Origin of the sequence: Aurantimonas coralicida DSM 14790, from assembly GCF_000421645.1 — a bacterium.
GTDB lineage: Bacteria > Pseudomonadota > Alphaproteobacteria > Rhizobiales > Rhizobiaceae > Aurantimonas > Aurantimonas coralicida.
This window is the reverse complement of record NZ_ATXK01000002.1, coordinates 21,981-39,669: the sequence shown is the minus strand read 5'-3', so window position 1 is coordinate 39,669 and position 17,689 is coordinate 21,981. Positions and strand designations below refer to the sequence as shown.

15 protein-coding genes are annotated in these 17,689 nt (G+C 68.9%); 11 read left to right on the top strand and 4 right to left on the bottom strand.

The window, feature by feature from the left end; all coding sequences use genetic code 11:
- Positions 1–172 precede the first annotated feature (172 nt).
- The 8 genes from H536_RS0104745 (at position 173) to H536_RS0104710 (ending at position 12,033) form a co-directional block, all read left to right on the top strand.
- The gene (locus tag H536_RS0104745) at positions 173–1,147 is read left to right on the top strand and encodes an ImuA family protein (RefSeq protein WP_024349374.1); all 975 of its coding nucleotides are present in this window, start codon (positions 173–175) and stop codon (positions 1,145–1,147) included.
- Positions 1,113–2,669 carry a Y-family DNA polymerase gene (locus H536_RS0104740; protein WP_024349373.1) on the top strand — a complete coding sequence of 519 codons (1,557 nt, stop codon included), beginning with the start codon at positions 1,113–1,115 and terminating at the stop codon, positions 2,667–2,669. Before H536_RS0104745 ends, H536_RS0104740 begins: the two co-directional genes overlap by 35 nt.
- Entirely contained in the window at positions 2,666–6,181 is a 3,516-nt protein-coding gene (locus tag H536_RS0104735) for an error-prone DNA polymerase (RefSeq protein ID WP_024349372.1), read from the top strand. Before H536_RS0104740 ends, H536_RS0104735 begins: the two co-directional genes overlap by 4 nt.
- A gap of 137 nt (positions 6,182–6,318) precedes the next feature.
- A complete protein-coding gene (gene coxB / locus H536_RS0104730; protein WP_342341759.1) occupies positions 6,319–7,380 on the top strand; it encodes a cytochrome c oxidase subunit II in 1,062 nt (353 codons plus the stop codon).
- Positions 7,377–9,938 carry a cytochrome c oxidase subunit I gene (ctaD, locus tag H536_RS0104725; RefSeq protein WP_024349370.1) on the top strand — a complete coding sequence of 854 codons (2,562 nt, stop codon included), beginning with the start codon at positions 7,377–7,379 and terminating at the stop codon, positions 9,936–9,938. Before coxB ends, ctaD begins: the two co-directional genes overlap by 4 nt.
- Positions 9,939–9,947: 9 nt before the next feature.
- Complete coding sequence (locus H536_RS0104720; RefSeq protein WP_009211180.1) at positions 9,948–10,325, top strand: hypothetical protein; 378 nt, start codon at positions 9,948–9,950, stop codon at positions 10,323–10,325.
- On the top strand, positions 10,325–11,617 hold the full coding sequence (locus H536_RS0104715; RefSeq protein WP_024349369.1) for a c-type cytochrome: 1,293 nt from the start codon (positions 10,325–10,327) through the stop codon (positions 11,615–11,617). The genes H536_RS0104720 and H536_RS0104715 overlap by 1 nt, the downstream gene beginning before the upstream one ends.
- Positions 11,614–12,033, top strand: coding sequence for a metallopeptidase family protein (locus tag H536_RS0104710; RefSeq protein WP_024349368.1), 420 nt, complete (start codon positions 11,614–11,616; stop codon positions 12,031–12,033). The genes H536_RS0104715 and H536_RS0104710 overlap by 4 nt, the downstream gene beginning before the upstream one ends.
- Here H536_RS0104710 and H536_RS0104705 read toward each other — a convergent pair.
- From H536_RS0104705 to H536_RS0104695, 3 genes are read right to left on the bottom strand one after another with little or no spacing between them, the layout of a single operon-like run.
- Positions 11,979–12,227 carry a phage holin family protein gene (locus tag H536_RS0104705; RefSeq protein ID WP_024349367.1) on the bottom strand — a complete coding sequence of 83 codons (249 nt, stop codon included), beginning with the start codon at positions 12,225–12,227 and terminating at the stop codon, positions 11,979–11,981. The genes H536_RS0104710 and H536_RS0104705 overlap by 55 nt on opposite strands.
- A 54-nt stretch (positions 12,228–12,281) precedes the next feature.
- The gene (locus tag H536_RS0104700; RefSeq protein ID WP_009211183.1) at positions 12,282–12,488 is read right to left on the bottom strand and encodes a DUF1737 domain-containing protein; all 207 of its coding nucleotides are present in this window, start codon (positions 12,486–12,488) and stop codon (positions 12,282–12,284) included.
- A complete protein-coding gene (locus tag H536_RS0104695; RefSeq protein ID WP_035694673.1) occupies positions 12,485–13,369 on the bottom strand; it encodes an HpcH/HpaI aldolase/citrate lyase family protein in 885 nt (294 codons plus the stop codon). Before H536_RS0104695 ends, H536_RS0104700 begins: the two co-directional genes overlap by 4 nt.
- Before the next feature lie 147 nt (positions 13,370–13,516).
- Between H536_RS0104695 and leuD the strand changes: the two genes are divergently transcribed.
- Both leuD and H536_RS0104685 read left to right on the top strand, forming a co-directional pair.
- Positions 13,517–14,122, top strand: coding sequence for a 3-isopropylmalate dehydratase small subunit (gene leuD, locus H536_RS0104690; protein ID WP_024349365.1), 606 nt, complete (start codon positions 13,517–13,519; stop codon positions 14,120–14,122).
- A 181-nt stretch (positions 14,123–14,303) separates the two neighbouring features.
- Positions 14,304–14,918, top strand: coding sequence for a hypothetical protein (locus H536_RS0104685; protein WP_024349364.1), 615 nt, complete (start codon positions 14,304–14,306; stop codon positions 14,916–14,918).
- A gap of 311 nt (positions 14,919–15,229) precedes the next feature.
- Here the strand turns inward: H536_RS0104685 and leuB are convergent, their stop codons facing one another.
- Positions 15,230–16,351: a 3-isopropylmalate dehydrogenase gene (gene leuB, locus H536_RS0104675; protein ID WP_024349363.1), complete on the bottom strand. Its 1,122-nt coding sequence runs from the start codon at positions 16,349–16,351 to the stop codon at positions 15,230–15,232.
- Positions 16,352–16,559: 208 nt separating this feature from the next.
- On the opposite strand from leuB, the gene H536_RS0104670 reads away from it, so the two are divergent.
- Positions 16,560–17,513 carry a mechanosensitive ion channel family protein gene (locus H536_RS0104670; RefSeq protein WP_029702753.1) on the top strand — a complete coding sequence of 318 codons (954 nt, stop codon included), beginning with the start codon at positions 16,560–16,562 and terminating at the stop codon, positions 17,511–17,513.
- Positions 17,514–17,689: the final 176 nt, after the last annotated feature.

Sequence of the window (17,689 nt, the reverse complement as noted above, 5' to 3'; positions counted from 1 at the left end):
GTCGCAAGACAGGGGATTAGGAATCCTGCCCTTTCCGGAAACGGCGCTCGGGCCCTGAGCAGACTCGGCTTGACTCTCCAGGGCCGCTCTGGAATCCATAGGAACATATCAGGAACAAACCTCTTGGTGAGGCGGAGCGATCGCGAATCCCTTGTGATCGAAGGAGAATCCTATGGCCTCAACCGATCCCGCCGCGCTGACCGCCTCCCGGCGCGCGGCCCCGCCCGCGCCCGTTCGCCTGTATGGCACGGACCGGGATTTTGCTAGGAATCGTGCCCTGTCGGAGCTACGCGAGCGCATCGCGCAGATCGAGGGCGAGCCGGTCTGCCGGATGGAAAACACCGCTGCGGACACCCGCCACCAGGGCGATGCGGCAGCCGTGCGGCGCGCGATGCCGAAGCTCCTGTCGCTCGGCGACGCAGCGGCCGATGCGGCGCTCGGCGGCGGCTTTCCGGCGGCGGGACTGGCCGAAATCCATCTCGACGAGACCCGCGACGGCGGCTCGCTCGCCGGCTTCGCGCTGGCGCTGGCGATCCGCTTCGGCGCCCGCCCGGACCGGCCGCTCCTGTGGATCGGCGACATGATGGCGTTTTCCGAGGCCGGGCTTCCCTATCTGCCGGGGCTTGCGAGCTTCGGCCTCGACCCCGCCGCGCTCTGCCTCGTCAAGACCCGCAAGCTCGACGAGGCGGCCTGGGCCGGCGAGGAGGCCGCCACCTCGCGGGCGCTGGCCATGGCGATCCTGGAAGTGCGCGGCAATCCCGCCCGGCTCGGCCTCGACGGCACCCGGAGGCTGCATCTGCGCGCCCGCGACGCCGGCCTGCCTCTGCTGTTGCTGCGCCAGAGCGCCTGTCCCGAGGCCACCGCCGCGCCGCTGCGACTGCGGATCCGGCCGGGGCCGGCGAGCCACGTCGCCGACCTGGCCGATCGCGACAAGCTCATCGGCCACCCGGTCTTCGACGTCACGGTGGAGAAATCCCGCGACGGTCGCCCGCAGCATGTAGTCCTGGAGTGGAATTCCCATGAGCGACGTTTCGGCCCCCCGGCCCGTTCCGAACCGCTATCTCGCCCTGTCGTTTCCACGGCTGTCGACGGACCGGATCCGGCGCGAGCGGATGGGACGGTCGTGGCGCTCCGACGCGCCTCGTAAGGGAGCGGCCGACGACGGCGATGGCGAAAGCGGCCGCCCGGCGCCGCTGGCGCTCTACGAGACCGTCGGCAACGCCAACCGCATCGTGGCGACCTGCGAGGCAGCCGAGGCCATGGGGCTTGCGGCGGGCAGCGGCCTGGCCGAGGCGAAGGCGCGGTTTCCGGACATGGAGGTCATGCTTGCCGACCCGGCGGCCGACCGGCGGCTTCTGGAGGCGGTCGCCGACTGGTGCGACCGCTACACGCCGCTCGTCGCCCTCGACGCGCCGCACGGTCTCGTCCTCGACATTTCCGGCTGCGCCCATCTCTTCGGCGGCGAGAAGGCGCTGATGGACGATCTCCTGGTGCGGCTGTTCCATCAGGGCCTCGCCGCGCTTGCAGCGATCGCCAGCCATGCCGGCACGGCCCTGGCGCTGGTCGGCGGCGGCAAGGGGCGCGGCGGCGCCATCGTCGCCGAGAATGACGAGCTGGCCGCCGTTTCGCCGCTGCCCGTCGCCGCGCTGCGGCTGGAGCCGCCGGTCGCGGCGATGTTTCGCCGTCTCGGCCTGAAGACCATCGACGCGCTGCTGGCGCTGCCCCGCGCCGGGCTGGCGCGGCGCTTCGGCGAAGATCTCCTCGCCCGCCTCGACACCGCGCTCGGCCGCGCCTCCCGGCCGATCAGCCCGCGCCGGCCGGTACCGGACCTGACCGCCGAGCGGCGATTGTTCGAGCCGATCAGCCTGACCGACGACGTCGAGCGCATCCTCCTGTTGCTGGCGGCGCGGATGAAGGGCGATCTGGAGCGGCGCGGCGTCGGGGCGCGGCAGCTCGAACTGTCGCTGTTTCGCGTCGACGGCGCGGTCAACCGGCTGGTGGTCGGCGCCTCGCGGCCGGTGCGCGAGCCCGCCGCCATCCAGCGCCTGTTCCGCGAGCGCATGAAGGGGCTCGGCGAGGAGTTCGACGCCGGCTTCGGCTACGATCTCGTCAAGCTCGCCATCTACGCCACCGAGCCGATGCCAGACCTGCAGACCGACCTGTCCGGCGAGACCGTCGGCAGCGACGCCTTCGGCAGCCTCGTCGACAGGCTCGGGGCGCGGCTCGGCGAGGCCAGCGTCCTGCGGCTCGACGCCGTCGCCAGCCACTGGCCCGAGCGGGCCGAGCGCTGGCGGCCGATGGTGGCGGGCTCGGCCGCGCTGGCAAGGCCGGCACCGGTCGCCGCGCCGCAGACGGCGCCGCGGCCGCTGCGGCTGCTCGCCATGCCGGAAGCGATCGAGGCGAGCTTCGAGGTGCCGGACGGCGCGCCGCTGAAATTTCGCTGGCGCCGGGCGCTGCACGTGGTGCGCCGCGCCGAGGGGCCGGAGCGCATCGCCGGCGAATGGTGGCGCCAGCCCGACGCGGCGGCCCGCGACTATTACCGCGTCGAGGACGAGGCCGGCCGCCGCTTCTGGCTGTTTCGTGAGGGCTGCGCCGATCCGGCCGTCGACCCCGAACTGCAGGTGCCGGACGGGCGCCCGGCCTGGTTCCTGCACGGCATCTTCGCATGAGGATCGAGCCTTATCGCGAGCCCCGGGCCTTTCCCGAGATCGGCGTCGCCAGCTGCTTTTCCTTCCTTGCCGGCGCGTCGCAGCCGGAGGAGCTGGTGGTCACCGCCCATCGGCTGGGGCTCGCCGGCCTCGGCATTGCCGACCGCAACACCGTGGCCGGCGTCGTGCGCGCCCATCAGGCCGCCCGCGAGGCGGAACTGCCCTATGCACCCGGCGCCCGGCTGGTGTTTTCCGACGCGACGCCCGACATCTTCGCCTATCCGCGCGACCGCGCCGGCTGGGGCAGGCTCTGCCGGCTTCTGAGCCGCGGCAATCTGCGGGCGACCAAGGGCAGCTGCATCCTAACCCTTGCCGACCTTCTGGAATGGGGCGAGGGGCTGAACCTCGCGATGATCGCGCCGCAGGCGCTCGGCTGCGGCCAGGACGGCGACGCCGCGGCAATGGAGGCCGGCCTCGCCGACCCGCTGCACCGGCTGCGCGAGGCCTTCGGCGGCGCCGTCCGCCTGGCCGTCGCGCCGGCCCATGACGGGCTCGACCAACGCCGCATGGCGCGGGCGGCGCACCTGGCCGCGCGGTGCCGCACGCCGATGCTGGCCACCAACGACGCCTTCCACCACGCGCCCGGCCGGCGGCGGCTGCAGGACGTGATGACCGCGATCCGCGAGCATGTACCGCTGGCCGAGGCCGGCTTCCTTCTGGCGCGCAATGCCGAGCGGCATCTGAAGGCGCCGCACGAGATGGAGCGGCTGTTCCGCCATTATCCCGAGGCGATCGCCGAGACCGGCCGGTTCTTCGCCGAGCTGCAATTCGACCTGAAGAGCCTCGCCTACGAATATCCCGACGAGGCGCTGAAGCTGTCGCGCTCGCCGGCCGAGGAGTTGCGCCATCTCGCCCATGAGGGCGCCCGCTGGCGCTATCCGGAGGGTGTGCCGGCCAGCGTGACGACGCGGATCGACTACGAGCTGAAGATCATCGGCGAGTTGCAGTACGAGCCGTATTTTCTCACCGTCCACCACATCGTCAAGGGCGCCCGCGAGAAGGGCATCCTGTGCCAGGGCCGCGGCTCGGCGGCCAATTCCGTCGTCTGCTTCTGCATCGGCGTCACCGAGGTCTCGCCGGAGCGGGCCGGCCTGCTGTTCGAGCGCTTCATCTCCTCGGACCGGCGCGAGCCGCCGGACATCGACATCGACTTCGAGCACGAGCGCCGCGAGGAGGTGATCCAATACATCTACGAGCATTACGGCCGCGACAACGCCGCCATCGCCGCCACCGTCATCACCTACCGGGCGCGTTCGGCCGCCCGCGAGGTCGGCAAGGCGTTCGGCCTGTCGGAAGATGCGGTCTCGGCCCTGTCCGGCTCGGTCTGGGGCTATTCCTCCGCCGATCTCGGCGAGCGCGAAGCCGCGGCCGCGGGCCTGTCGGCCAAGGACGCCACCACCGCCAACGTCCTGTCCTTCTCCGCCGAGCTCGCCGGCTTTCCGCGGCATCTGTCCCAGCATGTCGGCGGCTTCGTCATCACCAAGGGCCGCATCGACGAGGTGGTCCCGATCCTCAACACCGGCATGGAGGGGCGCACCATCGTCGAGTGGGACAAGGACGATCTCGACGAGCTCGGCATCCTGAAGATCGACATCCTGGCGCTGGGCATGCTGTCCTGCCTGCGCCGGGCCTTCGATCTCCTGCAGCAGCATTACGACCTGCCGCTGACGCTGGCCGATCTGTCGAAGGCCCAGGACGACCAGCCCACCTATGCGATGATCCAGCGCGCCGACACGCTCGGCGTCTTCCAGATCGAGAGCCGGGCGCAGATGACCATGCTGCCCAAGCTGCGGCCCGACTGTTTCTACGATCTGGTCATCGAGGTGGCGATCGTGCGGCCCGGGCCGATCCAGGGCGACATGGTCCACCCCTATCTGCGCCGCAAGATGGGGCTGGAGCCGGTCACCTTCCCCAAGGAGGAACTGCGCGAGGTGCTCGGCCGCACCCTCGGCGTGCCGCTGTTCCAGGAACAGGCGATGAAGATCGCCATCGTCGCGGCCGGCTTCACGCCCAACGAGGCCGACCGGCTGCGCCGCGCCATGGCGACCTTCCGGCGGGTCGGCACCATCCACACCTTCCAGAAGAAGATGGTCGAGGGCATGGTGGCGCGCGGCTACGAACGCGACTTCGCCGAGCGCTGCTTCAAGCAGATCGAGGGCTTCGGCGAATACGGCTTTCCCGAAAGCCACGCCGCCTCCTTCGCGCTGCTGGTCTATGCCTCCTGCTGGCTGAAATGCCATTATCCGGACGTCTTCGCCGCCGCCCTCCTGAACGCCCAGCCGATGGGCTTCTACGCCCCGGCGCAGATCGTGCGCGACGCCCGCGAGCACGGCGTCGAGATGCGGCCGGTCGACATCAATCGCTCCGACTGGGACCAGACGCTGGAGGCGGCCGACTTCGACCCCGGGCGGATGAAGGCGCGCAATGCCGGCATGCGCGACCATATCCGCACGCGCCACGCGGTCCGTCTCGGCTTCCGGCAGGTGAAGGGCCTCGGCGAGGCCGACATGCGCACGCTGGTGGCGGCGCGGGGCGCGGGCTACGATTCCGTGCGCGACCTGTGGCTGCGCTCGGGGCTGAAGCGCGCGACCATCGAGCGGCTGGCCGATGCCGACGCCTTCGCCTCGCTGGGCTACAGCCGCCGCGACGCGCTGTGGGCCTGCCGGGCGCTCGACGCCAAGGGCTCGTCGGAGCGGCTGCCGCTGTTCGAGCAGGCGGCGACCCGCGACCTGCAGGCCGAGCCCGATGCGACGCTGCCGCCGATGCCGGTCGGCGAGGAGGTGATCAACGATTATCGCTTCCTGTCGCTGTCCTTGAAGGCGCATCCGGTGAGCTTCGTGCGCCGCGACCTCGAGGCCCTGCGGGTCATCCCCGACGAACGGCTGGAGCGCCTGCGCTCGGGTAGCTGGGTCACGGTCGCCGGCCTCGTCCTGATCCGCCAGCGGCCCGGCTCGGCCAAGGGCGTCATCTTCATGACCATCGAGGACGAGACCGGCACCGCCAATATCATCGTCTGGCCGAAGGTTTTCGAAAGCCACCGCGCCCTCGTCCTGGGGGCCCGTTTCGTCAAGGTGACCGGCCGGATGCAGTCCGACCACGGCGTCATCCATGTCGTCGCCCAGACCATCGAGGACCTGACGCCGCTCCTGATGTGCGTTGCCGATGGCGGCGCGACGACGGACTACGCCCTGGCCCCTGCCGACCACGTGAAGAGCCCGCTGCGGCGCCCCTCCAGCCGTCCGCCCGGCCTTTCGCACGACGCGGCGAAGGCCGGCGACGTGGACGCGGCGGAGCTCGCCGTCTCGCTCGGCGCCGCCCTTGCCCGCGCCGACGAGGTGCGCCGACCGATCGACGAGAAGCGGCTGGCCCACCGGCACCTGCGCATGGTGGCGGCGAGCGACGGCCCGATCCAGCGCAGCATGGCCGAACGCCAGAGCCGGGAGGTGCTGCCCAAGGGCCGCAATTTCCAATGATCCGGCTCGCTGAGAGCGATGTGGGCGCGGTCGTCACTTTCGTTCTGGCCGAAGCCTGGACGGCGCCTATCTGCCGATAAGGGCGCCACGAGGGGCGTCCGGAAATCCGGCGACCGCGCCATATCGAAAGGATGACGATGCCGGCATCGCGGCCGCTCACGACCGGGACCTCCAGCCGTCGCAGATTGCCCGCCGCCTTGCGGCCGGGCCGGGTCGCGCGTCTCGCCGCCCCGGCCGGACTGGCACTCCTGGCCGGCTGCGCCGGACCGCAATCGGTCTTCGAGGGCGCCGGCGCCGAGGCCACCGACGTCGCCTTCCTGTTCTGGGTCATGCTGGTCGGATCGGTCGCGATCTGGCTGTTCGTCATCGGGCTCGGCATCTACGCCACCAAGACCCGGCCCCGTGCCCACAGCGAACGCACCGGCCTCTACCTGATCATCTGGGGCGGCGGTGTCTTTCCGGTCGTCGTCCTCGCCGGCCTCCTGATCTGGGGGCTCGCCATGATGCCGGAGCTGCGCCGCCCCGCAAACGGGCCGACCATCGCGGTTTCGGGCGAGCGCTTCTGGTGGCGCATCTCCTATGATGTCGAGGGCGAGCCGGGCGCGGTGCGCAGCCTGCCCGCCGGCGGCGTCGAAAGCGCCAACGAGCTCTGGCTGCCGCTTGGCCGACGCACGGAGATCCTGCTCGGCAGTCCCGACGTGATCCATTCCTTCTGGGTTCCCGCCATTGCCGGCAAGACCGACGCCATTCCCGGCCGGGTCAACCGGCTGGTGCTCGAGCCGACCCGCGAAGGCATCTATAACGGCGTCTGCGCCGAATTCTGCGGCGACGCCCATACCCAGATGGGGCTGCGCGTCGTGGTGGTGCCGCAGGCCGAGTACGACGCGCGCGTCGCGGCCCTGGCCCAGCCGGCAGCCGTCACCGACGATCCCGGCGCGGCGCTGTTCCTCAAGAATGGCTGCGGCGCCTGCCATACGGTCCGCGGCACCGAGGCCGACGGCCGCGTCGGCCCGGACCTGACCCACATCGCCTCGCGCCAGACCATCGCCGCCGGCCTGCTGCCGACGAATGTCGCCAATATCGCCCGCTTCATCCACTCCACCGATCACGTCAAGCCGGGCGTCGAGATGCCGTCCTTCGGCGTCCTGCCGGACGCCGAGATCGACGCGATCGCCCAATGGCTCGGACGCCTCGAATGAGCGAGATACCCTTCGACAACCCGGCGATCACCGGCGCGAGCGATCGCGACCAGGAGGACCCGGCCGTCCGCCGCGAGCAGGAGGACCGGCTGCGCACGGTCTGGGCCGCCCCCAAGGGCTGGCGCTACTGGTCGGCGGTCAACAACACCGAAGTCGGCATCTGGTACACCGCGACCTCCTTCGCCTTCATGCTGTTTGCCGGCGTTCTCGGCCTGATGATCCGCAGCCAGCTGGCGGTGCCAGACAACGACTTTTTGACCGCGTCCTTCTACAACCAGGTCTACACGCTGCACGGCACCGTGATGATGTTCCTGTTCGCGGTACCGATCTTCGAGGCCGTGGCGATCATCCTGTTGCCGCAGATGCTGGGGGCGCGCGACCTGCCGTTCCCGCGCCTGTCGGCCTTCGGCTACTGGTGCTTCCTGATCGGCGGCGTCTTCGTCTGCGGCTCGATCTTCTTCGATTCGGCCCCCGAGGGCGGCTGGTTCATGTATCCGCCGATGACGACGCAGGAGCGGTTCTCGCCCGGCTACGGCCCGGACATCTGGCTCTTGGGCCTGTCCTTCATCGAGGTCGCCTCGATCGCCGCGGCGGTGGAGCTGATCGTCGGCACGCTCAAATGCCGGCCGCCCGGCATGCGGCTCAACCTGATGCCGCTCTATGGCTGGTACGTGCTGGTCGTCGCCGGGATGATCCTCTTCGCCTTCCCGCCGCTGATTGCCGGCGACATCCTGTTCGAGCTGGAACGGCTGTTCAACTGGCCGTTCTTCGACCCGACGCGGGGCGGCGACCCGATGCTGTGGCAGCATCTGTTCTGGATCTTCGGCCATCCGGAGGTCTACATCGTCTTCCTGCCGGCCATCGCGCTGCTGGCGATGATCGTGCCGACCTTCGCCCAGCGCCCGATCCTCGGCTATTCCTGGATCGTGCTGGCGGCCGTCGGCACCGGCTTCTTGTCCTTCGGCCTGTGGGTCCACCACATGTACGCCACGGGCTTGCCGTCGATCTCGCTCGGCTTCTTCTCGGCGGCCTCGGAAGCCGTGGCGATCCCCACCGGCGTGCAGATCTTCGTCTTCCTGGCGACGCTTCTGACCGGCCGGGTGATCTATTCGGTGCCGATGCTGTTCGTTTCCGGCTTCCTGGCGATCTTCGTCATCGGCGGGCTGACCGGCGTGATGATCGCGCTGGCGCCCTTCGACTGGCAGGCCCACGACACCTATTTCATCGTCGCCCACCTCCATTACGTCTTGATCGGCGGCATGCTGTTTCCGCTGATGGCCGGCGTCTATTATTACTGGCCGCTGATCGGTGGGCGGAAAATGTCCGACCGCTTCGGCAAGATCGCCTTCTGGCTGATGTTCGTCGGCTTCAACGTCGCCTTCATGCCGATGCACTGGTCCGGCCTGATGGGCATGCCGCGGCGGGTCTGGACCTATCCGGAAGCGCTGGGGCTCGGGATCCCCAACCTGATCTCGACCATCGGCGCCTTCGTCTTCGCCGCCGGTTTCCTGGTGGTCGTGGCCGACGTCCTGCGGCCGCGCGGCAAGGAGCCCTATGCCAAGCGCAATCCCTGGAACGCCGGCACGCTGGAATGGCTCGGCGAGATGCCCGGCGAAGCCTGGGGCGTGCGCTCGATCCCGCTGGTGCGCACCCGCTATCCGATCTGGGACCAGCCGAACTTCATCGACGACGTCGATAAGGGCCGGTTCTATCTGCCCGACGCCGTCGAGATGAAGCGCGAGACCATCGTCACCAGCGTCCTCGACGGCCGGCCGATCCAGTGCCTGCGGGTGCCGGGGCCGACCTTCATGACCTTCTGGGCGGCGGTCTTCCTCGGCGCGGTCTTCATCCTCGCCACCTTCCACTACTGGTACGCCACCATCGCCGCGATGGTGCTGGCGACGGCGGCGATCATCCTCTGGCTGTGGCGCGGCACCGCCGTCGTCCCGGAGAAGATGGAGAAGGACGTCGGACGCGGCCTGTCGCTGCCGCTCTATACGTCGGGCCCGCATTCGGTCGGCTGGTGGGCGATGTTCATCACCATGATCGGCGACGGCACCGCCTTTGCCGGGCTCGCCTTCGGCTATTACTTCTTCTTCACCATCCATGCCGACTTCCCGCCGCCGGTCTCGGAAGGGCCGGGATTGCTCTGGCCGCTGGTGTCGCTGGGGCTGTTCGCGGCGGCCTGGATCGGCGCGCAAGCGGCGCTCGTCGCCAACAGCCGCGCGCATGTCGGCCTGTCGCGGCTCCTGATGGGCGGTGCGGCGGCGATCAGCCTGGCGGCCGCGGCGGCCCTGGTCTGGGCGCCCTACGCCACCAACATGGACCCGACAGTCCATGTCCATCCGGCGATCGTCTGGACCCTGGTCATCTGGACCGCCGCCCATGGTGCGGTCGGCGCGCTGATGCTGGCCTACTGCCTTGCCCGTTCGCTGGCCGGCAGGCTGACGCCGGTCTTCGACATCGATATCCACAATGTCGCGCTCTACTGGCATTTCATGGCCGCAACCGCGTTGGCAACCGTGGTGACGATCTCGCTCTTCCCGCTCTTGGTCTAGGAGGCGAACATGTCGGTCGACAAACGCACCTATGACGATCTGTGGACGCTGATCGCGGCACCGCTGGTCTGGGCGCTGCACTTCCTGTTCAGCTACACGGTGGCGGCCTATGCCTGCGCGCCCCAGAGCTGGCTGTTCAAGGATCTGGCGACGGCGCGGATCGCCATCGGCGTCGTCACCCTCCTGTCGCTGCTGGCCATCGCTTATGGTTTTCGCCGCGCCTGGCGGGACTGGTCGGCCGGGGGCGGCGGCCATCGCCACGATCGCGACACGCCGGAGGATCGCGAGCGGTTTCTGGAATTCTCGACGCTGCTGCTCGCCGCCCTGTCCTTCGTCGGCGTCATCTTCGACGTCCTGCCCGTCATCATGATCGCGGACTGCCGGTAATGCGCAAGCGGATCGATTTCATCCTGACCTGGAAGCGGATCGGCGCCGCCGCGGCCGCCGTCGTCGTTGCCGCCTTCGCCCTCGGCTGGTCCGGCATGGTGCCGATCTCCGCCTCCTCCGGGCATTTCCCGCCCTTCGGCTGGTTCCTCCACTGGGTCATGGGCAACGCCGCCGAGAAGCAGTCGCTGGCGGTCAGCATTCCCGACGATCTCGACCTGTCCGACCCGGCGCTGGTCAAGCGCGGCGCCGGGCATTTCGCCACCGGCTGCGCCGTCTGCCATGGCAGCCCGACCGAGGCCCAGTCGCCGGTCGTCCTGTCGATGACGCCGCACCCGCCACGCCTCGAGGGACGTGTGCCGGAATGGTCGGACCGCGAGCTGTTCTGGATCGTCCAGCACGGCATCAAATATACCGGCATGCCGGCCTGGCCGACGCAGGCCCGCGCCGACGAGGTCTGGGCGCAGGTGGCCTTCCTGCGCGCCCTGCCCGGCATGTCGCCGGCCGCCTATGACGATCTGGCGCTGGCGAGCGGCGCCGATGGCCGGCTCGACGGCGGCAATGGCGCGCAGAACGCCGTCCTGTCCAACGGCGCCGAACTCGCCTTCGAGGACGCGCTGGCCGATTGCGCCCGCTGCCACGGCCGCGACGGCTATGGCCGCGGACCTGACGGTGCCTTTCCGGTTCTGGCCGGACAGCCGGCCGATTATCTTCTGGCCAGCCTGCAAGCCTATTCCAACGGCGACCGCGCCAGCGGGTTCATGCAGCCGCCGGCCCGGCGCTACGATGCCGAGATGCTGGCGCGGCTCGCCGAGCATTTCGCCGCCGTCGAAGGACCCGGCAGCCCGGCGGCGACCGGTGGGGTCGGAACAGACGCAGCCGCCGCGACGCCACCTGCCGAAGCGCCGAAGACCGAGACCGAACGCGCCGTGCCGGAGGAAGCGGCATCGGGCCCGCCGAATACGCGAGAGGGGCTCCTGGGGCTGGGCCGACGGCTTGCCGAAGACGGCCTGCCGGAGCGCAAGCTGCCGGCCTGCGAAAGCTGCCACGGCGCCGATGGCGCCAATCGCGAGCCGGCTCGCAACGCCGTCTATCCGCGGCTGGCCGGCCAGCCCGAATGGTATCTGAAGACCCAGTTGCATCTGTGGAAGGAGGGGGAGCGCGGCGGCACCGCCTATGCCCATGTCATGACCAACATCGCCAAGCACCTCACCGAGGAGCAGATCGAGGCCGCCGCGGCCTGGTACGGCCAGACCGCGCCCGGCGACGGCCAGCATCAGGAAATCCGCCCATGAACGGCGCGACGCCCGCGGATTGGGAGGGGCGGATGGCGCCGGGCCTCGACGTGATCGAGGCCATCGCCATCAAGGCCTATGACGAGCTGCCGGCCGAGTTCCGGGCCCTGTCGGGCGAGATCCGCTTCCTCATCGCCGAGTTTCCCGACGACGACGTCGTCAAGGAGATGGCGCTCGACAGCCCCTTCGACATTCTCGGCCTGTTCGAGGGCCGCGGCATCGGCGATCTTGGCAGCCCGGTCACCGGCGAACTGCCGAACCGGATCCTGCTCTATCGCCGGCCGATCCTCGATTACTGGGCCGAGCACGAGGGGACGCTCGGCAGCCTCGTCTCACATGTCCTGATCCACGAGATCGGCCATCATTTCGGCCTGTCGGACGAGGACATGGAGGCACTGGAGGATTCGGTCGCCTGACGCCGGCGCCGCTTGCGCCAGCCCAGAAACGCCAGCACGCCCAGCGCGCCGGTGACGATCGAGACGGTCATCGGCATGGCCAGCGCCAGCAGCGCGAAGACCGTCAGGCAGGCGGCGCCGAACAGGCCGAGGACGGCACAGCCGATGCCGTAGCCGACAGCCGATTCCAGATGGCGTTTCGTTGCGTCCGGCATGGCGGTCCCGCGATCCGGGCGTACACGCCGAACCGCTTCCTTGCAGAATGTCGGTTATTGCTCGCCGAGCTTCATCGCCGGGTCGTAGTCGCGGCCCTCGACGATCTTGGTCACCGCCTGGCCGCAGCGCATCGCGCCAGCCGCCGCGTCGAAGGCGTAGGTCGGCGAGCCGTGCAATTCCCAGCCCTTGGAAAGGGCCAGCGAGACCTTGTGGCAGAAGCTGGAATCGTCCGGCCCGGAGAGGAAGCGGTAGAGTTTCATGCCGTCGTCCCGCGTTCGGCGATCTTGTCGCGCATCTGGAGAAGTGCCTGCGCTTGGGTCAGATGCAGCCGCTCGACCATGCGGCCATCGATCTGCAGGACGCCCTTGTCCCGGTTTTCCGGCTCTGCGAAGGCGGCGACGATCCGCTCGGCCCAGGCGACCGCCTCCGGATCGGGCGAGAAGGCCTGATTGGCCGCCGCGATCTGGCTCGGATGGATCAGCGTCTTGCCGTCGAAGCCCATGCGCCGGCCGGCCGCGCATTCGGCGGCAAAGCCCTCCGCATTGCGGAAATCGGCATAGACGCCGTCGAGAACGGCAAGGTCGTAGGCTTTCGCCGCGACGACGATCTGCATCATCCAGGGCATCAGTTCGGCCCGGTCCGGTCCCGGTTCGATACCCGTCGACAGGGCGATGTCGTTGGGTCCGACGATGAGCGCGCCGAGCCGGTTCCGGCTGCCCTCGCGGGCGATCGTGCCGACATCGAGAATGCCGAGCGGCGTCTCGATCATCGCCCAGAGCTTCAGCCTGTCCGGCGCGTCGGTTTCGGCCAGCGCGACGGCGGCCTCCTCCAGCATCGCAATGCTCTCGACCTTGGGCAGCAGGATCGCATCGACCCCGGCGCCGCGCGCCATCAGCAGGTCTTCGGTGCCCCATTGCGTGTCGAGCGTGTTGATCCGCACGATCCGCTCGCCCTTGAAGGAGGTGTCCTGCAGATGCGTGCGCAGGCGCTCGCGCGCCGCGTCCTTCTCGTGCGGGGCGGCGGAATCCTCAAGGTCGTAGATCAGGCCGTCGGCGGCGAGACCGTCGGATTTCTCCAGCGCGCGGGCATTGGCGCCGGGAACGAAGAGCAACGAGCGGCGGGGGCGAAATGGCGTGGTCATGGCCGATGTCATGGCCGATTCAGCCGCGCGAGGCAATCGCCCGGCCGGCAGCGCACGACGCCTCGGTTTGCGCCTCGGCGGTGCCATGCTATCTCCCCGGGCGAGGAACATCCGCCGACACCATCGGCGAGCCAAGGGGATGGAGCCATGCAGAAATTCGACCGCCTGACCGGGATCGCGGCGCCACTGCCGATCATCAACATCGACACCGACATGATCATCCCCAAGGACTATCTGAAGACGATCAAGCGCACCGGCCTCGGCGCCGGCCTGTTCGCCGAGTCGCGCTTCAACCGGGACGGCTCGGAGAACCCGGACTTCGTCCTCAACAAGCCGGCTTACCGCAATGCAGAGATCCTCGTGGCGGGCGACAATTTCGGCTGCGGTTCGTCGCGCGAGCATGCGCCCTGGGCGCTGCTCGACTTCGGCATCCGCTGCGTGATCTCCACGTCCTTCGCCGACATCTTCTACAACAACTGCTTCAAGAACGGCATTCTGCCCATCAAGGTGACGCCCGAGCAGCTCGAACTCTTGATGGACGACGCCGAGCGCGGCGCCAATGCCCGCCTGACCATCGATCTGGAAGCCCAGACCATCTCCGGCCCCGACGGCGGCGAGATCACCTTCGAGATCGACCCGTTCCGCAAGCACTGCCTGCTCAACGGTCTCGACGACATCGGCCTGACCATGGAGAAGGCCGAGACCATCGGCTCCTACGAACAGGATCTGGCCGAGCGCCGTCCCTGGGCCTGAGCCTGAGCCTGATCCCCAGCCGTCGATGAGGCGCTCGACGGCCAGCGGTCGATAGACGGCGGATCAATCGGCCAGTTGCCGCGCGCTCCGGCCGCTTCAGTTAGGCGGAGCATCGCCGCTGCGACCGCCGTTTGGGTCGCCCCTCGGGGGTCGCAGCGCAGAACCGGAAGGATCGGTCGGCATGCTCACCTGGATGTCCGAGAACAGCGGCGCGCTCAACGTCGTCCTGAACGCCGCCATGCTCGGCGTCTGGGGTGTCTATCTGCAGATCATGGTGACCAGCTACCGGCGCCAGCGCCGGTCTTCCATCCTGATCACCCGCGGCGCCGGCCACGGCATCCGCTCGCGCTGCCTGATCACAAACATGGGCGCCGAACAGGTCTATGTGACGAGCCTGCTGGCCACGGTCACCGCGGGCGACGAGACGCGCGAATACACCCTCACCGATCTGCGAGACCTGCCGGAAGACCTGGGCGAGGATCCGCACTCCGCCATGCGCCAGGGCAGCCTCGGCACCGGGCGCTACATGGATCTGGGGCATTTCGACGAGTTGCTGAAGGAGATCACCAGCACCGATCCGGATTTCACCCGCAACGCCACGATCGACACCTTCGTGCTGACCGTGGTGGCGCTCTACGGCACCGAGCGGATGCCGGTCGGTGCGACGCGCAGTTTCGCCATCAAGAAGGACGGCGACGGCAACCGGCAGATCGTGCCGCATTCGGTGGAGACGCGGCAGATGCGCGGCCGCCGCGATCGCAAGACGCTGCGCAACAAGCTGATGAAGCACATGTAGGCTTCGCCGCCACGGCGCTTTTCAACATCCTGAACGAGAAACGGCCGCCCTCTCGCGAGGCCGGCCGTCTTCATGTCGTCGCCCATCTGTTCGACCGACGGGGTCAGGTCAGGCCCGGCGCGGTGCCCGGCGGGGCTCTTCGCCGCGGCCGAGGAACTTCTTGGCCACCCAGCCGACGATGACTGCCTTGAGAATGCTCTTGATCATCCTGCGCTCCTGTCGAAGTTATCTTGCGCAAACAACGCAGATGTCCCCGAGCGGTTGCGTCCCAGTCACGCGAGGATGATCGTTCTTGCCGTTGCTGGCCCCGTTCAGGCGGCCTTGGCGAGCGTCTCGCGGAAGCGCGCGGCCACCGCGTCGCCCATCTCCTCGGTGCCGACCTGGCGGCAGCCCTCGCCCATGATGTCGCTGGTGCGCACGCCCGATTCCAGGACGTCGGCGACCGCGCCCTCCAGTGCATCGGCCTCGGCGACCATCTGGAAGGAATAGCGCAGGCACATGGCGAAGGAGGCGATCATCGCCAGAGGGTTGGCGACGCCCTTGCCGGCGATGTCCGGCGCCGAGCCGTGCACCGGCTCGTAGAGCGCCCGGCGCGTGCCGGTCTTCTCGTCGGCCGCACCCAGCGAGGCCGAGGGCAGCATGCCGAGCGAGCCGGTCAGCATCGCCGCGATGTCGGATAGCATGTCGCCGAACAGATTGTCGGTGACGATAACGTCGAACTGCTTGGGCGCGCGCACCAGCTGCATGCCGCCGGCATCGGCCAGCATGTGCTCCAGCTCCAGATCGGCATATTCGTCGCGATGGATGCGCGTGACGACCTCGTTCCAGTAGAGGCCCGACTTCATGACGTTGCGCTTTTCCATCGACGTCACCTTGCCGCGACGGGTGCGGGCGAGGTCGAAGGCGGCCCGGGCGATGCGCTCGATCTCGTAGGTATCGTAGACCTGCGTGTCGATGGCGCGCTTCTGGCCGTTGCCCAGATCGATGATCTCCTTGGGCTCGCCGAAATAGACGCCGCCGGTCAGCTCGCGCAGGATCAGGATGTCGAGACCTTCGATCACCTCGCGCTTCAGCGAGGACGAGCCGGCCAGCGCCGGGTAGCAGATCGCCGGGCGCAGATTGGCGAAGAGCTCCATGTCCTTGCGCAGTCGCAGAAGCCCGGCCTCGGGGCGCTTGTCGTAATCGACGCCATCCCATTTCGGCCCACCGACGGCCCCGAACAGCACCGCGTCGCTGGCCATGGCAAGCTCCATGGTCGCGTCGGAAATCGGCGCGCCTTCCGCGTCATAGGCGCAGCCGCCGACAAGCGCGGTCTCGGTCTCGAAGCCGGCGCCGACCATCTCGTTCATCAGGGCGGTGAGCTTCTCCACCTGTGCCGTCGTCTCGGGGCCGATCCCGTCGCCGGGCAAAAGCAGGAGCTTGCGGGTCGTCATCTTGGCGTATCCTCCATGGTGCCAGTCATCGTGCCGGCTTTACACCAAAGGACGCCGCTGGACACCCTGCCGATCCGGCGCCCGGTCCTCAGATTGTGGCCGAGCCGGCAGGGGCGCCCCGACAAATGCCGCCAAATGGCCTTGTTCCGTCAAGGCGCCGTTAACCGCGCGGGACCATAAGCGGGCGATACGAAGGAAGCGTCGGCGCATGTCTGGCAGCCGGCCCGCAAGGGTCCGGCCCGGCAACGCCATGGAGAGTTGCGTGCCGTTCTTCATCCCGACCCCGATCGCCGACAATCTGATGTGGAGCCTCGCGATCCTCGTGGCGACATTCGGCCTGCGCTGGGCCGGGGAATGGTTCGCCACCCGCAACACGGATCCGATCGAGGCCCGCCAGCGCCGCTTCACCATCCGCGCCATCACCAATGCCGTCGTTGCCGTGGCGCTGCTCGGTATCTGGCTGAGCGAGATCCAGAACCTCCTGTTCTCGCTGGCCGCCGTCATGGTGGCGCTGGTCGTAGCGACCAAGGAGCTGATCATGTGCATCGCCGGTTCGGTGCTGCGCTTCGGCGGTCATCTCTTCAAGGTCGGCGACCGCATCGACATCAACGGCATCCATGGCGAGGTAATCGATCACGGCCTGTTCTCCACGACGATCATGGAGCTGCCGCCCCATCATCTCGGCCATTCGGGTACCGGCCGCGTGGTGATGCTGCCGAACGCGATCCTTTTGACCGGGCCGGTGCGCGTCGGCGCCCAGCCCCGGCACTTCTTCCCGCACCGCTTCACCCTGACGCTGGAAGGCCCGGTGCCGGTGCGCGAGACCAAGGCGCGGATCGAGGCCGCCGCCGAAGCTGCGCTCGCCGACGATCTCGACCGGGCAACGCGCTTCCACCGGCTGGCGGCCGGCAAGGCTGGCGCCGAGATCGCCGGGCCGGGCTACGAGGTGACGGTCGGCACCTCCGACATCGGCAAGTTGCAGTTCCACGTCATGCTCTATTGCCTCGTCCAGGATGCGGGCGCCCTGCAGCAGGCGATCACGCTGGAGGCGCTCGAGGGCCTCGGCGCCGCCCGCACGGTCAAGCCCGGCGAGCAGCGGGCCTGGGACGAGATCGCCCGGCAGCTCAGGGAAGCGGCGCGACCGCGCGAGGCCGCCGCCTGAGCGGCGACGAAGCCCTGCCACGCAGGGGCCGGAGCGGGATCCGCGGGCTTGATATCGGGGCGCGTCGGGTGGGCCGAACCCGGCCCGCGCAATTGACAAGCCCCGTGCATCCGCGCATATCGCGCCTCATGTCCGTACGCTGCACCGTCAAACCGTCGACTCTGTGACGCCGCCTG